Raw genomic sequence first — 21,298 nt, 5'->3', positions numbered from 1 at the left:
CCGGTGAGGAGCACCCGGTTTGGTTATTCTCTACCATTAAATTTTTAGCAGCTTATGTTGGGAAAGTGCCATGATTTTGTGGTTTTTGAGAGATTTGCATATCTCTATAGAGGCTGATCCCACCAAAAGGTCTTTTGTCCGTTCGAGTGGGCTTCCAAATCCCAAGTCGAGCGATGAGGTAAACTGTCCCGCCTAAGCTTCCTTCCTGATGAGGTTGACTCTGTTGTTTGATAGTACTTCCTTGAAGTTTAGATTACAGGGCCTTGACCAGAATCAGTTCTTGGTCAGAAAAACAGGCAGGGAATAGTATACAGTAAAAAAGCGATCGTCACAAGGGCAAGTTTCACCATATGCAGATAAGGAATCAAAAAAGCTCTTGCACATAATCACCATGTCTGCTTTAGATATGAAAATAATGTGATTTATACTGTGTAAAATAAGATTAGAAAGGATTATTATTTGGTTAAAAACAAAAACAAATATAAAAAAAACTATATAATACCCCTGTCTGATCCTTATAAAACAGTGTCATTTTTGCTCCTGCTTACTCCTCAATTTCTAGATAAATAAACAAATATTGAGTAGTTCTACGACTTATAATCTCTATCAGCACCTGTCGCCTATTGCCATGCTGCCCTTCTATGCATCTTGGGTGGGCCAAGTACTTCTCCTTATTTCTATGTTATTTGGTAGCCGCTTACATCAATTGGGAGGGTTACTTTTTTACTCTATCCACTATGTAAGCCTTTTTTTTCCTCAAAACTCACGCAATCCTTATATCCAATTTCCGCTAGTCTCCACTACCTGTTTTTGCTTAATCTCAGTACCCTTGGTTAATAATTTTGGATATTTATAGAAGTGACAAGATGAAATCTAGTATGTATTTGAAAAAGACTATCGCCGTATTTGATAGTGTAAGGCAATAAGGGTTTGTATTTTTTATTATTCTATTAATAAGTTGTTAAAGTGGCTTTTGGGCTTATTATTTTTCTTAGTAAGAAAGGATAAGACTTAGTGCAGGTGAAAAATGCCTACAATCCACACTTATTAATAATGTGAATCAATAGTTGAATACGATGCTACAGACGGCAGCAGCCATTTTTCCAAAAGTATGAATTAAAGCACCAGCTTCAGATCTTACCTTTGTAGCATCATGAAGTTTGACTTTATCCTGTAACCAAGCGAATAAAGATTCAATGGGCTGTCGGACAATACTCACTGCTGTAGATAAATAACGATCAGCAGCTGTGAGTTTCTTCTGGCCTTTTTTTCTTTTTACTGGCGTATTAAGATATAGTTTTTGCTTTTCTGCCAGGGCTTCCTTCAGAGGTATATCTGAATAAATTTTATCAGCATATAGACTACAGTTACGTATTTGAGGAAGTATTCTTTTTGCTACTCGCAAATCATGAGCCCCAGCGTTGCTAGCAGCTACATATTGGGGTACAGGCAAAGCTTTGATATTTTTACTGGCTAATACATGCAGCTTCAATCCATGATAGTATAAGTTTTTACTAGGGCAATATCCTTTACCAGCTATATCTTTGGCCACTTTACCATTATCAGGTTTTTGGGCTGATAGAATGATAGGCATGGCATCCATGAGCTTAATATCATCTACCAGATTGGGGCTTTCAATCTGCTCTAATAAGTCTTCTACTAAAACCGGAAACAGCTCCGTCAAAAGGTTGATACGCCGGTTGAAGGCCTGATAGGACGGCAAATCAGGAAACCAGTTTAGCCAGTGATTCAACATGTAATTATATATCTGTTTGATCTCGTAGTGCTGTTGCAGGATACCAAATAAGTAAACTGTAATAAGTTCTTGATCAGTAAAATTTTGTTTCCTGTTATTACTCATCCGTTGGCAATGCAAACAAAGTTTTTTATCATAACACTGGCAAACGTAGTCGTAAAGGTCTATTAGTTTATCCCGGTGGGGAACCACTTTTAAGTCCATATTAGATAAACAAGCCTTGCGCTATGTTTGCTCTTTCTACTCTTGATTCACATTAATACTTAAGGTATAATAATTAATTTGTGTTATATCAAATTTTTTTATTTAGATACGAATATTGATTTGATTCTATTTTTTGTTCAAAAGATTTAGTCTCTTACCCTCTTAAAGTTTTTATTACTTCAAATAAATAAAAAAAAGTAATATACTATCAAACAGGTCAAAATTAGTGTTTGTCATGAATTTTTTGCATCAAATCATATGTAAATATCATTGTTTTATGTGAGCTTAAGATGAGTATTAGCGCTTAAGGTTTTATAATTATATAAAAAAAATACAATAAATAATAGTAAAATTAGATACATGTACTTTTTTTGGGGATTGCACACCTAAAAATAAAATGTTACATTAACAATTCATCTACAATAATAGTTATTCAGCGATTTAATAGTACAGAACCCCTGCATGCCTTTAATATTCTTATAGAAGTCGAATGCACTCTATCTTATTGCCTATGTAAGAAAAAAAAATTAAATGCATAATTAAAAACTAAGTCAGCGTTTGACAAAATGACAGTTATTAAAATTAATATGGTTTTAACACCCATAAACAATACTACTATGCCTATGAATTTGCCAAACTGTCTTCATGTTTCTATGTTATCATAATCGCTAATATTTGTTTAATGCATTAGCCCAAAATAATATATCAAAGGACTGAAATTAATTGTAAAATGATTCTTTAGTTGTTAGGGAAAACTAATACTTAATCAAAACATCTTCTGGAACTGCATTACAGATTTTCAAAATAGCTAGCATATTTTAACGTTATTCTAACCGCTCGTGGATTTGTACAAAGGTGGTTTACTGAATTATAAAAGGATAGTATAGTTTAAGAATATATTGAAATCAGCGTATAGTTTGACCTGCTTTTAAGTAGGTTTTTCTTAACGTTATTTATATGTATATACCAGGCAGAAACTTATGTGGAACTCAAATAATGTTTCTAACATAACTTCCAATTATTCTAAAGCGTGTATACTGATATTAGTGCTTCCTGATATTTGTATTTTTATGCTTTGGGTATATTTTGGTCAGCAGGTAATGGTTAATCATGGATTATACCTTAGCCCTGCAAATGCTTATTTGGTGTGGTTACTTTGGGTAATTGTTTCATATTTAGCAGGATTATATAACCCTGCTAAGTTTGGCATAAAAACCAGTATTGTTGCTGCTCTTTTGGTGAGTATGTCTAGCGTATTTGCGATAGGGAGTATCTTTATCATCTTAGAACTTATGGTTGTAAAGCTATTTCCAGCATTTCTAGTTTACTGTTTTATATTATCGTTTCTATCAGGCTTGAGCAAACTAATTTTGATACAGATATACTATTATATGTCTAAGGCAAAAAGCAGACGATTTATCATCATAGGCTATAAATTTGAAAGTAAAGCTTTGTTAACTTTTTTAAAGAATCAGGGAAGCTATCAGCAGTTTTTAGGCTATTTTGATGATGAGGTAGAGAGTGCCGGAATACGCAAGCTGCAGGAAGTAAAAGATTATTGCCGTAGAAAGCGGATAACCAGTCTTTATGTATGTGGTGTAAAAGGAGTAGACTTAAACGATATGTATGAGTTTGCAAATAAGGAGTACATTCAACTATATTATCTTAGCGCTGATTGGCTAACAGAAAGGAGAAAAGTTGAAAATGTGTTTTTAGAGGATAATTTTTCTATATTACTTTACAAGCCTTCTTTGAAAAAGTATTTACATAAAAAAATTGAGAAATGGGTACTTAAGAGACCTAATTATGCTTATATGAGTAAGCAGATTAATAACGTTAGGAGCCTCCACTGAAGTTATTAGCTAAGGATGATTTAGGTCATCGGAAGTTTACAAAATATGCTGTAATATAGAAAATATTCCCTGCCGAGAATTAGTAGAATATACTGGACATAACCAAACATCTACTCATGAGAATACTTGTATATGGAATCAATTACTATCCCGAGCTTACTGGCATCGGAAAATATACCACTGAAATGTGTGAGTGGCTGGCTCTTCACGGACATAAGGTAGAAGTGATTACTGCGATGCCCTACTATCCGGAGTGGCAGGTACATGAAAAATATCGTCCCAAAGGCTATTTCACAGAAGTAATCAATTCAGTGAAAGTCCATCGGGGGCCTTTTTATGTGCCTCAGACAGTAAATGGTTATACCAGGCTATTGCATGATTTCTCTTTTTTTGTAAGCTCAAGTTTGAACTGGATCAAGAAACTGCCATATAATTTTGATATAGTAGTTTGCATATATCCTCCACTTCCTATTGGGATTTTACCATTGCTATTTAAGTGGATGAAAGGTACCCCCTTTGTTTTCCATATACAGGACTTGCAGGTAGATGCTGCGCGGCAGTTGGGTATAATTCGTCGTAAAGCAATACTTGGATTTCTGGAAGGCTTTGAACGTTATTTTATACAACGGGCTGATCTGGTAACCACCATTAGTGAGGGAATGCGAAAAAAGGTACTTATTAAGGGTGTAGCCGAAGAAAAGCTTAACCTCTTTCCAAATTGGGTAGATACTAAAGAGTTGTATCCTTACAATGCTCTAGAAAAACAAGGGCTTAAAGAGAAATATGGTTACCAGCCTCAGGATAAAGTAGTGCTCTACAGTGGAAATCTGGGAGAAAAACAAGGCTTGGATACCCTGTTACGAACTGCTGCGATTGCCCAGCAACGTAAAGTTGATTTAAAGTTTTTTATCGTAGGTGAGGGGGCTGTGAAGAACCGTCTTCTAAAACTGAAAGAGGAGTTGAGTTTAAAAAATGTTCGTTTTGCCCCTTTGGTGGCTAAGCGGGAATTAGCAGATTTGTTGAATATGGCTGACCTGCACGTTATTTTACAGAAGAGAGGGGCTACTGATCTGGTCATGCCTTCCAAGCTCTCAGGTATATTGGCCTGTGGAGGAATACCCTTGGTGGCTGCTGAAGAAGGTTCGGGAATTAGGAGTTTAATTGAAAAACATCAAATAGGCATAAGTACTGATGAAGAAAATGAACTAAGTTTACTTTATTCCATAGAACAGTATTTTGCTTTGAGTAAGAAATCTAATTTTAAAATCAATGCCCGGGAGTATGCTGTGTATCACCTTTGCATTGAAAGCATATTATCACGTTTTGAAAAAAACTTGTATGAAACTATAGGAAAGGTTACGGTAGGAAAACCTGTCATGCAAAGCGCTGAATATTATCGCCCATAGGGAGAATAATTAGGGAGCAAATACCGTAGTATCTTTGTTTAAAAAAACTTATATTATAAATTAGTATTTCAATTATTTTGAGGATTATTCAGGGAATTAAACCTTAATACAAAATATTTACCTTAGAGTTTAAAAGAGAGGCTTTTATTCATTTATTGATGAAAGTAAGCCCCTCTTATGCATTTGTTGAATAACATCTTCCTGATAGTACAGGGAATGCCTTTTCGCTTCAATAATGAAGCCTTGTACTGGGAGTAATAGTCAAAGAAAGAAAAGGGTAAGGCTTTATCATTAGGTTGCGTTTAAAAAACTAAATGTAACTGAGAGGGCGAAGCTGTATCATAACTTGAATAAAATATGAAAGAACAGGCAAATCATTGGTATGCAGTCTACACTAGGTCCAGAGCTGAAAAAAAGCTCTATGCTCTACTATCTCAAAAAAAAATAGAGTGTTTTCTACCTTTAAAAAATACTCTGGTACAGCGTTCTGACAGAAAGAAACGAGTATCGCTACCCTTACTACCCTCTTATATTTTTGTAAAAGTATGTGAGCAGGAACGCTATGCTGTGCTTAACACCCCCGGTGCAGTACGTTATGTTAGTTTTGAAGGAAAGGCCGTAGCGATCCCTGAAAAACAGATGATAGCTTTGCAGCAATTTGTGCAAAATAATGGTCAGGACATAGAAGCGGATTACGGATGTTTTGAGAAAGGAGATATGGTAGAGGTAAAGCGTGGTCCACTCAAAGGGGTAAAGGGTGAAGTAGTACAACTTAGAGGCAGGCAAAGACTACTACTACGTTTTGATGCCCTGGGCTACGGGGTACACATAGAAGCTTCTGCAGCGATGGCGGAGTTAAAAGCTGACATGCATCTAGCTGTTTAATTGATTAGAAAGTGGTGTAAAGGATAGTAATTTTTATTCATGGTAAAACAGTTTTTCTTTTTTCTACTGGCTATAACTTTGGCATCCTGTTCTCAACGCAACCTTACTTACTTCAGTGACTTACCGGAAAGTATAGCTTATACCGAAAGCATACAAAATGCCGTAGAACCAGTAATTCAGCCTGATGATTTATTAAGTATTACGGTAAGTACCCTGAATCCGGAATCTAACCTGCTATTTAATAGTGGTGTACTTACTACGATAGGCAGTGCTTCAAGCTCCGGAGGTACAGTGACAAAAATTAATGAAGGCTATCTGGTAGATACCCAGGGAGCAGTGAACTTCCCGGTCTTGGGGAAGGTAAGCCTGGCCGGCCTGACCATTGAAGAAGCTACCGAGAAGATGACAGAAGAACTTCAATCCGAAGTAAAAGACCCTATTGTGAATATCAGGTTCCTCAACTTCAGGATTACCGTAATCGGGGAAGTAAGTCAGCCCAGTACCTTTACTGTCCCTACCGAAAGAATCAATATCCTGGAAGCTTTGGGGCTGGCGGGCGATATGACTCCTTTTGGTAAACGGGAGAATGTACTCTTGATCAGAGAAAAGGATGGAGAAAGAACAGCCGTAAGGCTTGATTTGAATCATAAAGATCTCCTGGCTTCCCCCTACTTTTATTTGCAGCAGAATGATGTAGTCTACGTAGAACCGGTGAAGGCAAGGGGCATACAGGCCAATACCGGAAGAATCAATCTCTTATTCGCGCTCTCCATTGCCACGAGTCTGGCAAGTATGACCATACTGTTAAGCAGGTTTTAATAATTTTATGCATACTAGAGAAGATAAAGGTTTATTTCAAACTGATTCAGGAAATCGGGAAGAGATCAATATTAAGGCTTTGCTGCTGAAATATCTGCAATACTGGTATTGGTTTGTAGGAAGCGTAATCTTATGCTTTACAGCAGCTTTTATTCATCAGCGCTATAATACCCTCATTCAGTACCATATCAATAGCACCCTGCTCATCAAAGATGAACAAAACGGCTCAGACCTGCTAGGAGGTACAGCGGGGCTGGGCGTATTCAACAACAGCAAAAAAATAGAAAATGAGATTGTAATACTCAAGTCTAAAAGTCTGATGCATAGGGTGCTCTCGGAGCTTTCTCTTCATACGACCTACTATATTGAAGGACGGATCCGGGATATGGAAGTGTATAAAGATGACATACCCATTGAGCTAATTTTTAGCTCCTACGATTCACTGGCTTTTGGTAAGTCTGTGAAGATCCGGGCCACGGATAAAAATACTTTTGACTTAATAGAAGAAAGCGGTGGCGAAAAAAGTATCTCTACGCATAAGTTTGGTCAGGAGATCAAAACTGCTTATGCCACTTTTACAGCAGTTTCTTCTGCAGCTACCCCTCCTTCTCAGACTTACATCATACGTTTTCATGACCTACGACAGCTGGCGGAAAGCTACAGCCGTAAACTGATGATACAGCCAGTCAATGACAATACGAGTATTCTGAATGTAAGCCTGGTAGACGCTGTCTCTCAAAGAGGTATTGATATCATCGATAAGCTGGTGGAGGTATATAATCAGGAAGGTATTGAAGATAAAAATCAGATGGCAGTTAACTCTTTACAGTTTCTGGATGAACGGCTAAGCTACCTTTCGGAAGAGCTTTCTGATGTAGAAAAGAACGTAGAGCAGTACAAGCAGCGCAATAACTTAACGGATGTAAGCTCTAATGCCCAGTTATATCTGCAAAAGGCAAGTGAATACAATGAACAGTTAGAAGGTTATGAACTGCAGATTGATATACTGAATTCCATTGAAGCCTACCTTCAGAAAGATGACATGCAACTGGTTCCCAGCTCTTTAAACATACAGGATCCTACGCTCAACAGCCTGATTGCCAAATTCAATGAGCTGCAACAGGAAAGGCAGCGCATGCTGCGCACCATACAGCCCGAGAGCTCACTGATCCTCAATATTGATGACCAACTGGCCAACCTGAGGGTGAACATCATGGAGAACCTCAGCAATATTAAAAACGGGCTGATCATTACCAGGGACAATCTGCAGGCTAGTTCCAGCCGTTTTGAATCCCGTATACAAAAAGTACCCTCCATTGAACGTGAACTGCTGGAGATCAACCGGCAACAGAGCATTAAGCAACAGATTTATCTTTATCTGCTCCAGAAGCGTGAGGAATCTGCTCTGGCACTGGCCTCAGCTACTCCCAATACCCGGATCATTGATCGTGCCGTAGCCTATCCTATCTATCCTAACAAGGCGAATATTTATCTGGCATCCATACTCCTGGGTCTGTTTTTGCCCTTTGCTTTTCAGTATATAAAAGAGATGTTAGATGATAAAGTGCAGGAGCTAAAAGACGTACAAAAAATAACCGCTACGCCAGTACTGGGTGAAATTTCACACAGCAAGCTTAAAGATACGCTGGTAGTTACGAAGAAAAGTTATACACCTACCGCTGAACTGTTCCGGCTGATCCGTGCCAATCTGCAATTTGCTACGATTGGCAAAGAAAACAAAGTAATCCTGATCACCTCCAGCATAAGTGGGGAAGGTAAAACCTTTTTTAGCATTAACCTGGGGGCGAGTCTGGCTTTGGCAGGTAAAAGAGTAGTAGTAGTGAATTTTGATTTGCGCAAACCCACTCCCAATCAAAATATAGGCTTAACCAATTACCTTGTTAACGAAAATTTTTCAGTAGATAACATCACCGTCTCCCATCCCAGCATACCGGGATTAGCAATGATAGGATCTGGACTATTGCCTCCTAACCCTGCCGAACTCATCATGAGTGAAAATGTAGCTCGATTAATCGCAGAATTGAAAGTACGCTTTGATTATGTGCTGATAGATTCCTCCCCGGTGGGCCAGGTAGCCGACCCTTATGCCCTGGCTCCTTTAATAGACTCCTGTATTTATATTGTAAGGTGCAAGCATACCCAAAAGTCCCAGTTGGAAATCATAGATGATATTTACCGGAACCAGAAATTTAAGCATCCCATGATCGTACTGAATGATACCAAAAAAGACAACAGTTATGGGTATGGTTACAGTTATGAAAAGATGAATGGGAATGAGGTGAAAAGCAAAAAGAGGAAAGCATCTTCTTCCAAAGGAAGATGATAAGGATATGATCAAAAGACTCTCCCTAGCATTAAATGTACCCCATGCATCCATAAACAAATGGGCGAAGCTGATTAGTACATTTGTAGTTGGCCAGGGTGCGGTACAGTTAATACAAGTACTCAGTGGTTTCTTTTTAATTCGTTGGCTATCAGTAGAAGAATATGCCCAGTATAGTGTAGCTTTTGCTTTTCAAAGTACAGCTCAAATGTTAGTGGAATTTGGCTTTTCCGGTTCTATTGTTGCCCTGGTAGGTGACCGTATCTACAATAAAAAAGTAATAGGGAATTATATTAAAGCCGGACAGTTTTACCGTAATCGTTTTTTTGTAATAGTAGGAGGAGCATGCATCATTTTATTTCCTTTGTTAACAGCCAAACATCACTGGCCTTTAACAGTGACCATTGCTTTGCTGATCTGTATCTTATCTAACCTCTTTTTCTCCGGTAATATATCGTACTATACCCCTCCGCTCCTAATACATCAAAGGCTGCATAACCTTTATCGGATTCAGCTTAAAAATGGAATATTACGATTTTTACTTATTGCTGTTTTATATTTATTTTCTGTACTCAATGCATGGTTGGCAGCCTTAACTACCAGTTTACTTACAGTCGTTAACGGATATGCATACAAGAAAAAAGCTAGTGCCTTTATTGAAGAGCCACAAAAGGCCTCAGTAATAGTGCGTAAAGAAATGTTTGACTACATACGCCCTATCATGCCGGGGATTGTATTTGCAGCTTTTCAAGGACAAATAATGATTTTTATCATCAGTTTTTTTGGACAAACCATGAGTATTGCAGAGATAGGGGCACTTAGCAGGTTGGGGCAGCTTTACTTGATTTTTGGTGTGGCAGGTAGTGCATTAGTTGCTCCTTATATAGCCAAGCAAGGGAAAAAGGACTTGCTCACAAAATATGCTACTATTTTAAGTCTATATTTAGTTTTATCTGTAGCTTTGATCGCCTTGGCTTATATGATGCCAAATTTATTCTTGTGGATAATAGGTAGTAATTATAGTCACCTAAATACAGAAGTTCTACTTTTAATTACCAATTCAGGGCTAGCTTTGATTGTTGGCATTATGTGGCAGATGAATGCCGCCAGAAAATGGATATTTTATTGGATGCCTATTGTAAGTATACCAGGAACGCTCCTGGTTCAAATAGTTTGTATATTATATTTGAATCTTAGCCAAACATCTGAAGTATTAATGCTCTCCATATTCACAAATTTATTTGTGTTGTTTACGCGTGTTTTGGTTGGCTTAGTAGGTTTTAAGAAAGATAATGTTTTATGAAAGAAAATATACACATAGCCTGTGCTGGTGATGAAAGATATTTTCCTGGTCTGTTAGCTACATTAAGCAGTATTCTAATTAATACTAGATACCAGGAAGGAATTTCTTTTCATATTATTGATGGAGGGATCAGGCAGGAATCTTGGCAAATTTTGGATCGTACTTTACAACGATTATGTAATGTAGAAATCCTCAGTTATCCTATAGATCAATCTGATTTTGAAGGATTTCCAGACTTCTTCTATGACAGTAAAATGGCTTATGCCAGATTGCTGCTTCCTAACCTACTACCAATAGATAAGGTGATTTATGTTGATATTGACATTCTATTTCTTAAAGATATAAAACTACTATGGGAAATGGATTTTCAGGGAAATGCTGCTATGGCTGCTTTAGAAGCTGTTATGCCCTGTCTAAAAGATGACTGTCCTATAATTGAACAACTCAAACTTGACCCCAATGGCCCTTACTTTAATTCAGGTCTTATGTATCTGAATCTTGATAAATTTAGGAAAGAAGATATCGCAAACAAAACTATGCTTTATCTTCAAACATACCCTAAATGCTGCAAATTTTGGGATCAAAGCGCGTTAAATGTAACACTTCACAAGAATTTTACACTATTAGATCAATCTTGGAATACACAGTCCCACCGGAAAGTATTTAAAATCGAGGAACAGTTAGACATTCTAGCTGAATTTGATATCAACTATCATTTTGTTACTTCCTTTAAACCTTGGTTAAGGTATAATGACAGTCCTCAGAACCGTTTATTCTACGCTTTATTGGAAGAAGTTGGGTATACCTTAACTGATCCGGCCTTTTTATTTTCTAAAAAGACATATGGGCAAAAGTTGAAGATTGGAAAACTTTTACCTTTTTTATATCACTTAAGAAGAGTAATAAAAATGGTTTCTGGACAAATTAAAGAAGCTGAAGCTGACAAGAATACAGCTAATTTCTGGCAAGAGCAACAGTCTATTCTTAGATTTCAAAAGAATAATAAGTTAATAATTGACAATATGGAAGCTAAATGGAGGAAAAAAGTTAAGGAAGCTTTATCTGGTCAAACAGTAAAAGTATAGAGATGGAGACAGTAAAAATCTTTTGTATAGGGTTATCCCGTACTGGTACAACATCTCTTTGCCAAGCTTTAGAAATTTTAGGTTACAATACCATTCACTTTCCGATTCATCTTTTTACGCATCCGGAGGTCATTTCTGATGAATTGTCTTTTGAGCCAAAACGCAAATTAAATCTTTATTGGAATTGGAGACGAAGAAAAGAATTAGAAGTTCTAAATTTAAAGTTTGATAAAGATATGATGAATAAATACGAAGCTTTCGGGGATCTACCAGTTCCTCTTCTATTTGAAACGTTGGATAGAAAGTTTCCCGGGAGTAAATTTATTTATACTTATCGTGATGAAAAAAAATGGCTGAAAAGTATGAAATGGCTTTATAAGGAAGGGGCTGTGTTATGGAAACATGGGTTACTAAATGATGAAATAAATATTGCTGCTTATGGTACTGTTTCATATGATAGTGATAGGTTGCTCGATAGCTATCGCCGACATCACCAACATGTAATGCAGCATTTTGTGAATAGACCAGATGATCTATTGGTATTAAATATTGATAAGGAAAAAATTACCCTTAAGCAACTTAGTGAATTCCTTTCAATTGAAACTATAAATACTTTTTATCCCAAAGCCAATAAAAGCAAAAAAGTTTCAAAGCAACAGATGGTCCAATACTGGTTAGAAAGGAATTTGCCATTCTACGGGCTGATAAAAAAAACTAAGATTTAATTTAAGTAGTAAATCATTTTTTCCTCATAGTTTAATTCTTTTACTTCTAATTAGTGAAGTTAGCTAATGAAAGATAATACTGTTTTTATATGTATTACACCTACTAAGAATGAAGCATGGATTTTACCAGTTTTTTTAGAAATTAACAGCCAATGGGCTGATAAGTTTATTGTAGTCGATCAATGTTCTACTGATGGCTCAATTGAAATATTACAAAAACATCCCAAGGTTACCTTAATTAAAAACGAAAATTTGGAGTACGATGAATTGTACCGCTCAAGGTTATTGTGGGAAAATGTAAGAAAAATTAAAGCCGAGAAAAGAATAGTTATAGCCTTAGATGCTGATGAATACATACCACCAGCACTAGTAAACTCAGAAGAATGGAGAGGATTAGTAAATCTTAAATTGGGTACAAGAATTTACATGAAATGGATTGAAGTCCAGCCAGCATTTAAAGGTTATATTTCTAATGTCAGGATGAAACCCTTTGGGTATGTGGATGATCTAAAAGAGATTCAGGGGAAAAAAATACATAGTGACAGGGTCCCGACAAATGAGGTTGTGGAACCGTATTATTGCAATGAAGTTGTTAATCTGCATTTAGGAGAGGTACCAATAGTTAGAAACTATAAAAAACATTCTTGGTATTTAATGTGGGAATACATAGAGAAAAATACATCGGCTTTTGATCTCAACCTAAATTACAGAAAATCAGCAGCTTTACCAGGCAAAATGTTAGAAACTCTAGATAATAAATGGTTACCACTAGTAATAAAAAAAAGCAAATTAGATATTGATGTTGATACGATAACTTGGTGGGATTTGGAGATTATACATTGGTTGATAAAATATGGGGAAGATAAGTTTAAAATGCTTGATATCTGGAACTATGATTGGAATCTAATCTATAAAAAACTTGGAAATCAAGGTGATTTACGGGATCCAAGATCTATTTTGGATAAAATAATAATGGTTTATATTCATAAGGTGAAATATAAAAAAAATATGTTTTTTGTTAGAATACTAAATTATACCATAAAGATGTTTTGGCACAAATAGTTTTCATGAGTACTTGATGATATATATTTATTTATGCACTTCACTAAAAATTATGCAAAGAAAACTTAACATACTATTTATTGCCCAAGACTCTTTGAAGAAAGAATTGGGAGGTCCAAAGGTAGTCATGGAACTTGGGGAAGCAATAAGCAAATTAGGTCATCAAGTGACAGTTATTGATCCAATAATAATAGCAGAGCATCTAAGAAAAGAATCTATTAAAGTCAGTAATATATGGGCTGAAAATGTAAAGGAGTATCTCTTATCTATTCCTGAGCAATATGATATTATAGACGTAGATGCAAACTTTCTTTATCCTTTAATAAGAGAAAACAAAGATAAAACCCTGATTGTAGCCAGATCAGTATTACTTATCCCTCATTTAGAAGATATCAAATTCCCTCGGAGAAGAACCATAAAAAGCATTGCAAGCGAGTTGTTCAGAATGATACTTTTTGGTAATCCCCAGAAAACAAAAATAGCCAGGTTTTATCTATCTTTAGATCAGGCAGATATAATTAGCGTGAGCAATCATAAAGATGTACTAAAATTGATTCAAAAAGGTTATCCGAAAGACAAGATTGTTAATCTGCCTTTTGGTATAGAGAAAAAAAAGAAAGAAGCTTTTCATCGTATAGCCAATGAGCCTAGATGTAGTAATAAAGTGGCATTTATAGGTACCTTTGATTTTAGAAAAGGGTGTATAGATATTCCAAAAATTTTTGCTAATGTAAAAGAGCACATCCCGGATGCTGATCTTACTCTGTTTGGAGCTAAAGGACTTTTTCAGACAGAAAAAAAGATATACTCATTTTTTCCAAAATATCTTAGGGAAAGTGTTTCGGTAAAATTAAGCTTCCGTGAAGAAGAATTACCTGAATTGCTCAAAAAGTATAAGGTTGGCATGTTTCCATCTTATTTGGAAGGTTTTGGTTTTTCTGTTATAGAGTTATGTAGTGCAGGTATACCTGTGATTGCCTATGATGCTCCTGGACCCTCAAGTATTCTTTCTCCTGAGTATCTTGTCTCTTCTGGAGATTGGAAAAGCATGGCAGAAAAATTAATTTTTTATTTAAGAAACGAGAAAAAATGGTCTACTGCGCATCGTGAGATGATACAATTATCAGAAAAATATGATTGGAAATTAATAGGAGAACAGACTGTAGAAATATATTCTAAAAAATTGAAGGAGAAGGTTAACAGTGAATATGCTAGCGAATATTCAAATCTCAAGTGGTGAGGTTATCATTTTAATTGACTACCATAATTATAAATAATATCCATCTAACCTGAATCAATTTATGGAAAAGTTAAATAATAACCTTTATCAATTTAAAACTATTAGGTCGACTTCTTTAGGCAATACGCTTGACATAGAAATGGCGATAGAAGTGAAAACACTTTCTATTATCATTCCTGCTTATAACGAAGCAAATACGATTTGTTCCATCTTGGAGAAAGTTTGTCAGATCACATTATTGAACAATACTTTAAAAGAAATTATTGTAGTCAACGACTGTTCTTCTGATGATACCGAACAGGCAGTGAAAACCTACATGGATAAAAACCCCAATGCTGTAAAATTATATAGTCATTCTGTCAACAAGGGGAAAGGCGCTGCTATCCATACCGGCATCCGTTACGCCACGGGCGATTATGTTATTGTACAGGATGCGGATTTAGAATACGATCCACAAGAGTTTAATTCACTTTTACAGCCTGTATTGGGTGGCCATGCAGATGTGGTGTATGGTTCCCGTTTTATGGGCGGTAATGCTCATCGGATTTTATTTTTCTGGCATTCCATTGGTAATGCGGTACTTACGTTAATTTCCAACATGTTTACCAATCTGAACCTGACAGATATGGAAACCTGCTACAAACTATTTAAAAGGGAGCATTTGCAAAGCCTTGACCTGATAGAAAAACGATTTGGGTTTGAACCTGAAGTAACCGCAAAAATTAGTAGACTTCCGGGAATTCGTATCTACGAAGTGGGTATTTCTTACTATGGTCGCACCTATGCGGAAGGCAAAAAAATCAACTGGAAGGATGGCTTCAGAGCTATATACTGTGTGCTAAAATACAATTTGTTTAAGTGAAAGGGTCAAATTATTTTAACTGACAGCTTAAAATAATGAGTGTATTTACAACTTCGGCATCTAAGATAGCAAGTGTAACTTTCTTAGTTTTACTGAGCTTGGCTTTGCTTACCCGAGATAATTTTCAATCGTACGGTTTTGGTGCTGAATATGGCAACATAGCAGCTTCACTTGCAAAAGGTAAAGGTTATGCCCAAGCCTTCAATGGTTCTTCTGAACCAACGGCCTGGATGCTACCAGTAAATACCCTCATTTATGCAGCAGTATTTGCTGTCTTTGGAGTAAAAAGTAAAGCTGCGGTTTGGGCATGTATTGTACTTTGCTGTTTGCTTTGGTCTATTAGTATTTACTATTTATATAAAATATGTCGATTGATAGCAGGCGATTTTGCTATTTTAAGTATACTGATATTAGGCTGCTATTTATGGTTAAACAGAGTTATAATTTACAATTTAGATGACATCGCTTTAATAAATACCATTACGCTTGTAACCGTCTATTATCTTTATGTATATTTAAAATATGATAGAAGATACAAAATTCTTCTGTTTTTAGCTGGTGTATTACCTTTGATATCGCCTGGTTTATTTTTAGCTTTTGCTTTAGTATTTGTTATAAAGTTTGCCTATCTACTTTTAAAAAAGCAGCCATTTTATCTGTCTAATGTACTATTAAACCCTTATAGCAAAATAATTTATTTAGGCCTTGCTTCAGTGATGGCTATGTCAATTTGGGGATATCGCAACTATCAAACATTGGGCGTATTCATTCCTTCTAAATCCAATTTTTGGTATGAATTTTATCAGGCCAACATGGCTGATGAAGATGGTGTGCTCAACAATAGAACTTTTAGTACCTTTCATCCAAGTTCTCATGGGAAATACCGCGATCTCTACGATAAGTTAGAAGAAATTGGTTTCGTAGAATGTATGAAACAAAAATCAATTAATGAGTTTAAATTACCTGATTATCTAGATCGGGTTGTTAACCGTCTTAAGTTTGCTTTTTTACGGAGTCGGAATACAAACTTTAGTTATCCTGCCAATACGCGTATTCTTACAAAAAGAAATAAAGAGGTACTTTATCATGAAGGTCTAGTACAGGAGGGACAGTGGATCTCATTGGATATGAATTATGCGAACTTTTCAGAAATAATGGATAATTTAGCATTGGATCATAAAGCAGCGATACAAAAAGACTGGGAAAATAAAAAGGATATTTACATTCAACAAGTAGAAGAAAACCCAAAATATATTGTTAGAGAAATGTCTATTGCCTTAATACCTCTACTATCCATCATATTAGGTTTAATTATCAGAGTTATAAGAAAAAATACCTTATTTCAACTCGTTGTTTTAGTCTATATCATTCAATTGTTACCTTATATCCTGGTTTCTCACTACGGGCGTTACCAATACTATTTAACAACTTTACAAGCAATACTAGTTTTTACTCTAACAGCTATTTTAATTAAAAATATCTTTAGCTGGTTATTTCCACGACATCTGGGAACCATGTCTTTACGGTTTAAAAAATCTGATCTTAATTGAGGCTATACATTCAGTAAGTAGTAACATTAGCTTTATCTATGTAAATTGATGAACACTAATTTAATGAGTATACTTATTAAGTTTTTAAAAAAGATTAAACCCCTGGTGGTTAAATTTTTAAGAAAAATTCCATTAAGCGATAAGATATTAGGGATTCCAAAAAAAAGAATATCTTACGAAGAAACTGAAGATTATTTTAATAAAATTGATTCAGATTCAGGCGTGTTAAAAATTTTTAACAAAAAGAAGCTGTTTTTGTATCCTCCGAGAATATGTAATAGAAATTTGAAAGGATATTATTTTAAACATTTTAGTGAATATACATGTGAAAATTTTCTTATTCATCTTGAGAATGCTCGTTACAATCAAAGACCACACAGCATATTCACTAAAGAGAATTATCACTTAGCTATAGCCTCAAGCCATCCTGAATTAAGTATTGATGAGCATATAGCTTTTAAGAAGTTGTTCTATTCAAAAGCAAAGATTGTTAAAGGAACGAGTTTATTGCTTGTTACACAAGATGATGCTAATTACTACCATTGTCTTTTTCAAATTCCAGCAAAAATATGGTTTTTAAAAAAGTTGGCTTTTGATTTTGACAGTATCGATAATTTTATCTTAAATGTTAATTCTTCTAAGTTCCAGCGGGAGATAATAGGCTCATTATTAATTTCGCATGAAAAGATTTTAGATATTAGTAATTTTAAGCAAATTAAATTAGACAATTTGATTGTTACACCAACTTTTTGTAACCCAGAACCTTGGATGATTCCTCTGTTAAAGGATACTTTTTTAGGTAGCTTCCAATCCAATGCAAAAGAGCAGGAATCTTCTTCTGAGAGAATTTATATTAGTAGAAATAAAGCATCTTACAGAAGAATTTTGAATGAGAATTTTCTCTGGTCTATCTTAGAAAGATTTGGTTTCAAATATATAAGAACTGAAGGAATGACTATCAGAGAACAAGCAGTTTTGTTTGCAAAAGCAAAAATTATTGTAACTGCTCATGGTGCTGCTCTAGCTAATACCGTATTTTGTCAGCCTGGAACAAAAATATTTGAAATTAGAGCATTTCAACACGATTTCTTGCAATATAATCTTTACGAACATTTAAGTAGTATTGCTGACTTGAAACACTATACATTGTTAGTTGATGGGTACCCTTCTCAGTGTAGCAAAAATGCTCTTACTTTTGATTTAATGATCGAAGAAAACCAAATTGAAGAAATAATCGAAGAGTTTATTAATGATAATAATTAATCAAAATTTTTGTGAAGGTATCAATTTGTATTCCTACGTATAACCGAGTACATCTGTTAGTTGAAGCTTTAGAGTCGTGTATTAATCAAACATTTAAGCCACACGAGATTATCATAGGAGATGATTCTACAAATTACGAAACAGAGCGGAAAATTAAGAATTACAAGGTTAGTTCTGAGATTAGTATAAGGTATTTTCATAATGTCCCTTCTTTGAAGCAATCAAAAAACATCAATATGCTTTTTAATGCTGCTAGAGGTGATAAAGTAATGCTCTTGCACGATGATGATTTACTGCTTCCTCGAGCAGTTGAAAAATTAGTGAATTGTTTTTACGAGCAACCAGATGTAAAAATAGCTTTTGGAAAACAATACATATTAAATGGTTATGGACAAATCGACCAAGCGGCTTCTGAGAAACTTAACACAGATTATTATCGCGTACATAAGTATGAAGGAAGTATTTTGACTTCTCTTGAAGCAGGGTTTGTACAACAGTTTCCTAATGATGGTTATATGCTAGATGCTTCTGTATTGAAAAACGTAAACTACAGGACTAACAGCTCTACAGTTGGAGAGTTAGGTTATGGCTGTGAGTACGATTTTGGTATACAATTAGGAATGCATAATTATAAAATGTATTTCGTAAATGAATATATAGGCAAGTATAGGCTTAGTACTGCTAACTCTATATCCAGTTCAGTAAATGATGATGCTTGTTTGAAGTCCTTTCTCATACTTAGAAAAATAGAAGTACCTAAGTCCTCGCAATTACTAAAAGAACTACATTTGAAAAATAAAGCAGGAATAGCTGTTAGTCAGGCTGCTATACATTTAACAAAAAAAGAAGCAGTTCAGTTATTTTTTAGTAAATGGCACAGAGGTAAAATATTTACCCTTGGGGGTATAAAACGATTGATGTTAATTTTGTTTCCTTGCTTTTTTGCTACTCGAGCATAGCAGATATTTTAAAGTATACTCATGAAAATTCTTTTCATATGTGGTTCAATAGAACCGGGTAAAGATGGAGTGGGAGATTACACTCGGAGGTTGAGTGTTGAACTAATTAAAAAAGGAAATCAAATATTTATTATAGCACTTAACGATCGCTATTCAGAGAAAGTATTTGCTGGTATTCAGACAGAAGAAACTTGCCCAATACCGATTCTACGCCTGCCGTTTGTATGCTCATATAAATGCCGTTTTATAAATTTTAAGAAATGTATAGAAGAATTTCAACCAGATTGGGTTAGTTTGCAGTATGTGCCTTATGCATTCAATAAGCGAGGTATGCCTTTTACTATTCTTCATTTTTGGTATCAGCTAAGAAAATTGGATTGTAAACAGACTGTTACCTTTCACGAAATAGCTATTCGCTTTCAATGGCACCCAAAGACATGGTTGATAGGTATTGCTCAGCGGATCATAGCTAATATACTTTCGTCACAGGCTTTATGTTCATTTACCTCAATACGCCTCTATCAGCAGTATATTCTATTGAATAAGCAAAAAAATATTTTATTGCCGATTGGTAGTAATGTATCTATCAATAATTTTAGTGAAATTGAACGTGAGACTTTGAGAAAAAAGCTTAATTGGGAAAATAGCATCATCCTTACCTACTTTGGCACTAACCCCCGACATATAGGGCAGAGTTTTGAAGCTATATGTAAGTTGCGTCAGCATGGCTATGATGTCAAACTTTTACTAATAGGCGCTTTGAATTCAGATTGGGTAAAAGATGCCCATGCTGAAATAGCTCGCCTTAGGTTGTCTAAGCATGTGCATTTTACGGGCTTTTTGCCTGACTATGAGATATTCTATTACCTGAAGATTGCTGATATTTATTTAGGCTTGTTTGACCAAGGACTTTCATTTAAGAGTGGTACTATCGCAGCAGCATTTGCTGCCGGTTTGCCAGTTGTAGCTACTCAGGGGGATATGACTGATTTGGATTGGGGAATTGAAGATGGAGAAGCACTATTATTTTATGACCATAGTGTACAGCATTTAGTGCATCAGATAGAAAAGTTGATAAATAATCATCGTATGCGTGAACAAATGTCACAGGCAGCTTATACTTTTTATCAAAAAAAACTTTCATGGAATGTTTTAGCACACAATTATATTTCTAGATTGAAAAGTTCAATACTGAAAACATCAAAGTAAAATTGACTAAAAAATTAATTCCAGCATGAGCAAAGTAGGAAACCCTTCTTTTTTTATTAAATATCTGGAAGGAATATATATATCGTCCAAGGTATATTTTGAATCGTTTAAAGTTGAAGAGTGTATAGAAAAGAAATAATATTCTGATTAAGCTTTTTAATAAATGTTAATTCCAAGTTCGTTTATCAGAACCCCTTGGAGGAGATTTATATAAACATGGAGTTTATGATCTTGCTGTTAGTGAAACAATATTCAGATTATCAGAGGGTAAAAAAAATTACACATTGATGTTAGGGCAAATATAGGTTTATCATCCGTAAAAGGCATGTTACCCGTAATAGTTGAAGATGAAGGTCACAGAGGTGCTGCTAGTTTGTCTGCTGAAGAAGTTGTCCATATCAGTACTTTGAGTGTTGAGGTAGACAGGTTTGATAAAGTCTTTTCTTCTGATGAAGATATTCATTTGATGAAAATTGATGTGGAAGGACATGAAAGCAATGTACTAACTGGTTGTGGTTCATTGCTTAAAATGCATAAGATCAAACATGTTATTTTCGAAGAACATATGGGTTATCCGGCAAAGTCTATAGTTGATTTACAAAAAAAAGGTTATAAGTTATACAGGATTGGAAAAAGTTTTACTGGTCCTAAATTAATCTCACCTGAAGACAATTTATCATTTTCATTGTCTTGGGAACCTAAGAATTATTTGGCGACCTGTGATGACCATTATGTACAATCAAGAATGAAATAACGCGCTTGGACTATATTCA

Annotated in this window: 17 protein-coding genes; 16 read left to right on the top strand and 1 reads right to left on the bottom strand. The window is 35.2% G+C overall.

From position 1 onward, the window contains the following. Nucleotides 1–1,060: 1,060 nt before the first annotated feature. Entirely contained in the window at nucleotides 1,061–1,861 is an 801-nt protein-coding gene (locus tag WJR50_RS29460; RefSeq protein WP_341296917.1) for a transposase, read from the bottom strand. A 1,079-nt stretch (nucleotides 1,862–2,940) separates the two neighbouring features. On the opposite strand from WJR50_RS29460, the gene WJR50_RS29455 reads away from it, so the two are divergent. From WJR50_RS29455 to WJR50_RS29380, 16 genes are all read left to right on the top strand, one after another. Beyond that, nucleotides 2,941–3,813, top strand: a complete 873-nt coding sequence (locus tag WJR50_RS29455; protein ID WP_341296916.1) for a hypothetical protein — start codon at nucleotides 2,941–2,943, stop codon at nucleotides 3,811–3,813. A gap of 116 nt (nucleotides 3,814–3,929) precedes the next feature. Then, entirely contained in the window at nucleotides 3,930–5,219 is a 1,290-nt protein-coding gene (locus WJR50_RS29450) for a WcaI family glycosyltransferase (RefSeq protein WP_341296915.1), read from the top strand. Between the two features lie 357 nt (nucleotides 5,220–5,576). Continuing rightward, on the top strand, nucleotides 5,577–6,104 hold the full coding sequence (locus tag WJR50_RS29445; RefSeq protein ID WP_341296914.1) for a UpxY family transcription antiterminator: 528 nt from the start codon (nucleotides 5,577–5,579) through the stop codon (nucleotides 6,102–6,104). Between the two features lie 39 nt (nucleotides 6,105–6,143). Then, nucleotides 6,144–6,923 carry a polysaccharide biosynthesis/export family protein gene (locus tag WJR50_RS29440; protein ID WP_341296913.1) on the top strand — a complete coding sequence of 260 codons (780 nt, stop codon included), beginning with the start codon at nucleotides 6,144–6,146 and terminating at the stop codon, nucleotides 6,921–6,923. Between the two features lie 7 nt (nucleotides 6,924–6,930). Next, a complete protein-coding gene (locus tag WJR50_RS29435) occupies nucleotides 6,931–9,267 on the top strand; it encodes a GumC family protein (protein WP_341296912.1) in 2,337 nt (778 codons plus the stop codon). A gap of 7 nt (nucleotides 9,268–9,274) precedes the next feature. Beyond that, on the top strand, nucleotides 9,275–10,570 hold the full coding sequence (locus WJR50_RS29430) for an MATE family efflux transporter (RefSeq protein ID WP_341296911.1): 1,296 nt from the start codon (nucleotides 9,275–9,277) through the stop codon (nucleotides 10,568–10,570). Next, on the top strand, nucleotides 10,567–11,655 hold the full coding sequence (locus WJR50_RS29425) for a glycosyltransferase family 8 protein (protein ID WP_341296910.1): 1,089 nt from the start codon (nucleotides 10,567–10,569) through the stop codon (nucleotides 11,653–11,655). The genes WJR50_RS29430 and WJR50_RS29425 overlap by 4 nt, the downstream gene beginning before the upstream one ends. A gap of 2 nt (nucleotides 11,656–11,657) precedes the next feature. Then, on the top strand, nucleotides 11,658–12,380 hold the full coding sequence (locus WJR50_RS29420) for a sulfotransferase family protein (protein ID WP_341296909.1): 723 nt from the start codon (nucleotides 11,658–11,660) through the stop codon (nucleotides 12,378–12,380). Between the two features lie 66 nt (nucleotides 12,381–12,446). Continuing rightward, nucleotides 12,447–13,442 carry a glycosyltransferase family 2 protein gene (locus WJR50_RS29415; protein WP_341296908.1) on the top strand — a complete coding sequence of 332 codons (996 nt, stop codon included), beginning with the start codon at nucleotides 12,447–12,449 and terminating at the stop codon, nucleotides 13,440–13,442. Between the two features lie 52 nt (nucleotides 13,443–13,494). Continuing rightward, nucleotides 13,495–14,682 carry a glycosyltransferase family 4 protein gene (locus WJR50_RS29410; protein ID WP_341296907.1) on the top strand — a complete coding sequence of 396 codons (1,188 nt, stop codon included), beginning with the start codon at nucleotides 13,495–13,497 and terminating at the stop codon, nucleotides 14,680–14,682. 139 nt (nucleotides 14,683–14,821) lie between these two features. Then, nucleotides 14,822–15,544, top strand: coding sequence for a glycosyltransferase family 2 protein (locus tag WJR50_RS29405; RefSeq protein WP_341296928.1), 723 nt, complete (start codon nucleotides 14,822–14,824; stop codon nucleotides 15,542–15,544). A gap of 35 nt (nucleotides 15,545–15,579) precedes the next feature. Beyond that, nucleotides 15,580–17,094, top strand: coding sequence for a hypothetical protein (locus WJR50_RS29400; protein ID WP_341296906.1), 1,515 nt, complete (start codon nucleotides 15,580–15,582; stop codon nucleotides 17,092–17,094). Between the two features lie 63 nt (nucleotides 17,095–17,157). After that, a complete protein-coding gene (locus WJR50_RS29395; RefSeq protein ID WP_341296905.1) occupies nucleotides 17,158–18,357 on the top strand; it encodes a glycosyltransferase family 61 protein in 1,200 nt (399 codons plus the stop codon). Between the two features lie 11 nt (nucleotides 18,358–18,368). Next, nucleotides 18,369–19,316, top strand: coding sequence for a glycosyltransferase family 2 protein (locus WJR50_RS29390; protein WP_341296904.1), 948 nt, complete (start codon nucleotides 18,369–18,371; stop codon nucleotides 19,314–19,316). A gap of 21 nt (nucleotides 19,317–19,337) precedes the next feature. Continuing rightward, nucleotides 19,338–20,525, top strand: a complete 1,188-nt coding sequence (locus WJR50_RS29385) for a glycosyltransferase family 4 protein (RefSeq protein WP_341296903.1) — start codon at nucleotides 19,338–19,340, stop codon at nucleotides 20,523–20,525. A gap of 325 nt (nucleotides 20,526–20,850) precedes the next feature. Then, the gene (locus tag WJR50_RS29380) at nucleotides 20,851–21,279 is read left to right on the top strand and encodes an FkbM family methyltransferase (protein WP_341296902.1); all 429 of its coding nucleotides are present in this window, start codon (nucleotides 20,851–20,853) and stop codon (nucleotides 21,277–21,279) included. Nucleotides 21,280–21,298: the final 19 nt, after the last annotated feature.

This window comes from Catalinimonas locisalis (assembly GCF_038039535.1).
Lineage (GTDB): Bacteria > Bacteroidota > Bacteroidia > Cytophagales > Cyclobacteriaceae > Catalinimonas.
Note: the sequence above shows the minus strand (reverse complement) of the source record. Positions and strands in the feature narration are given on the sequence as shown.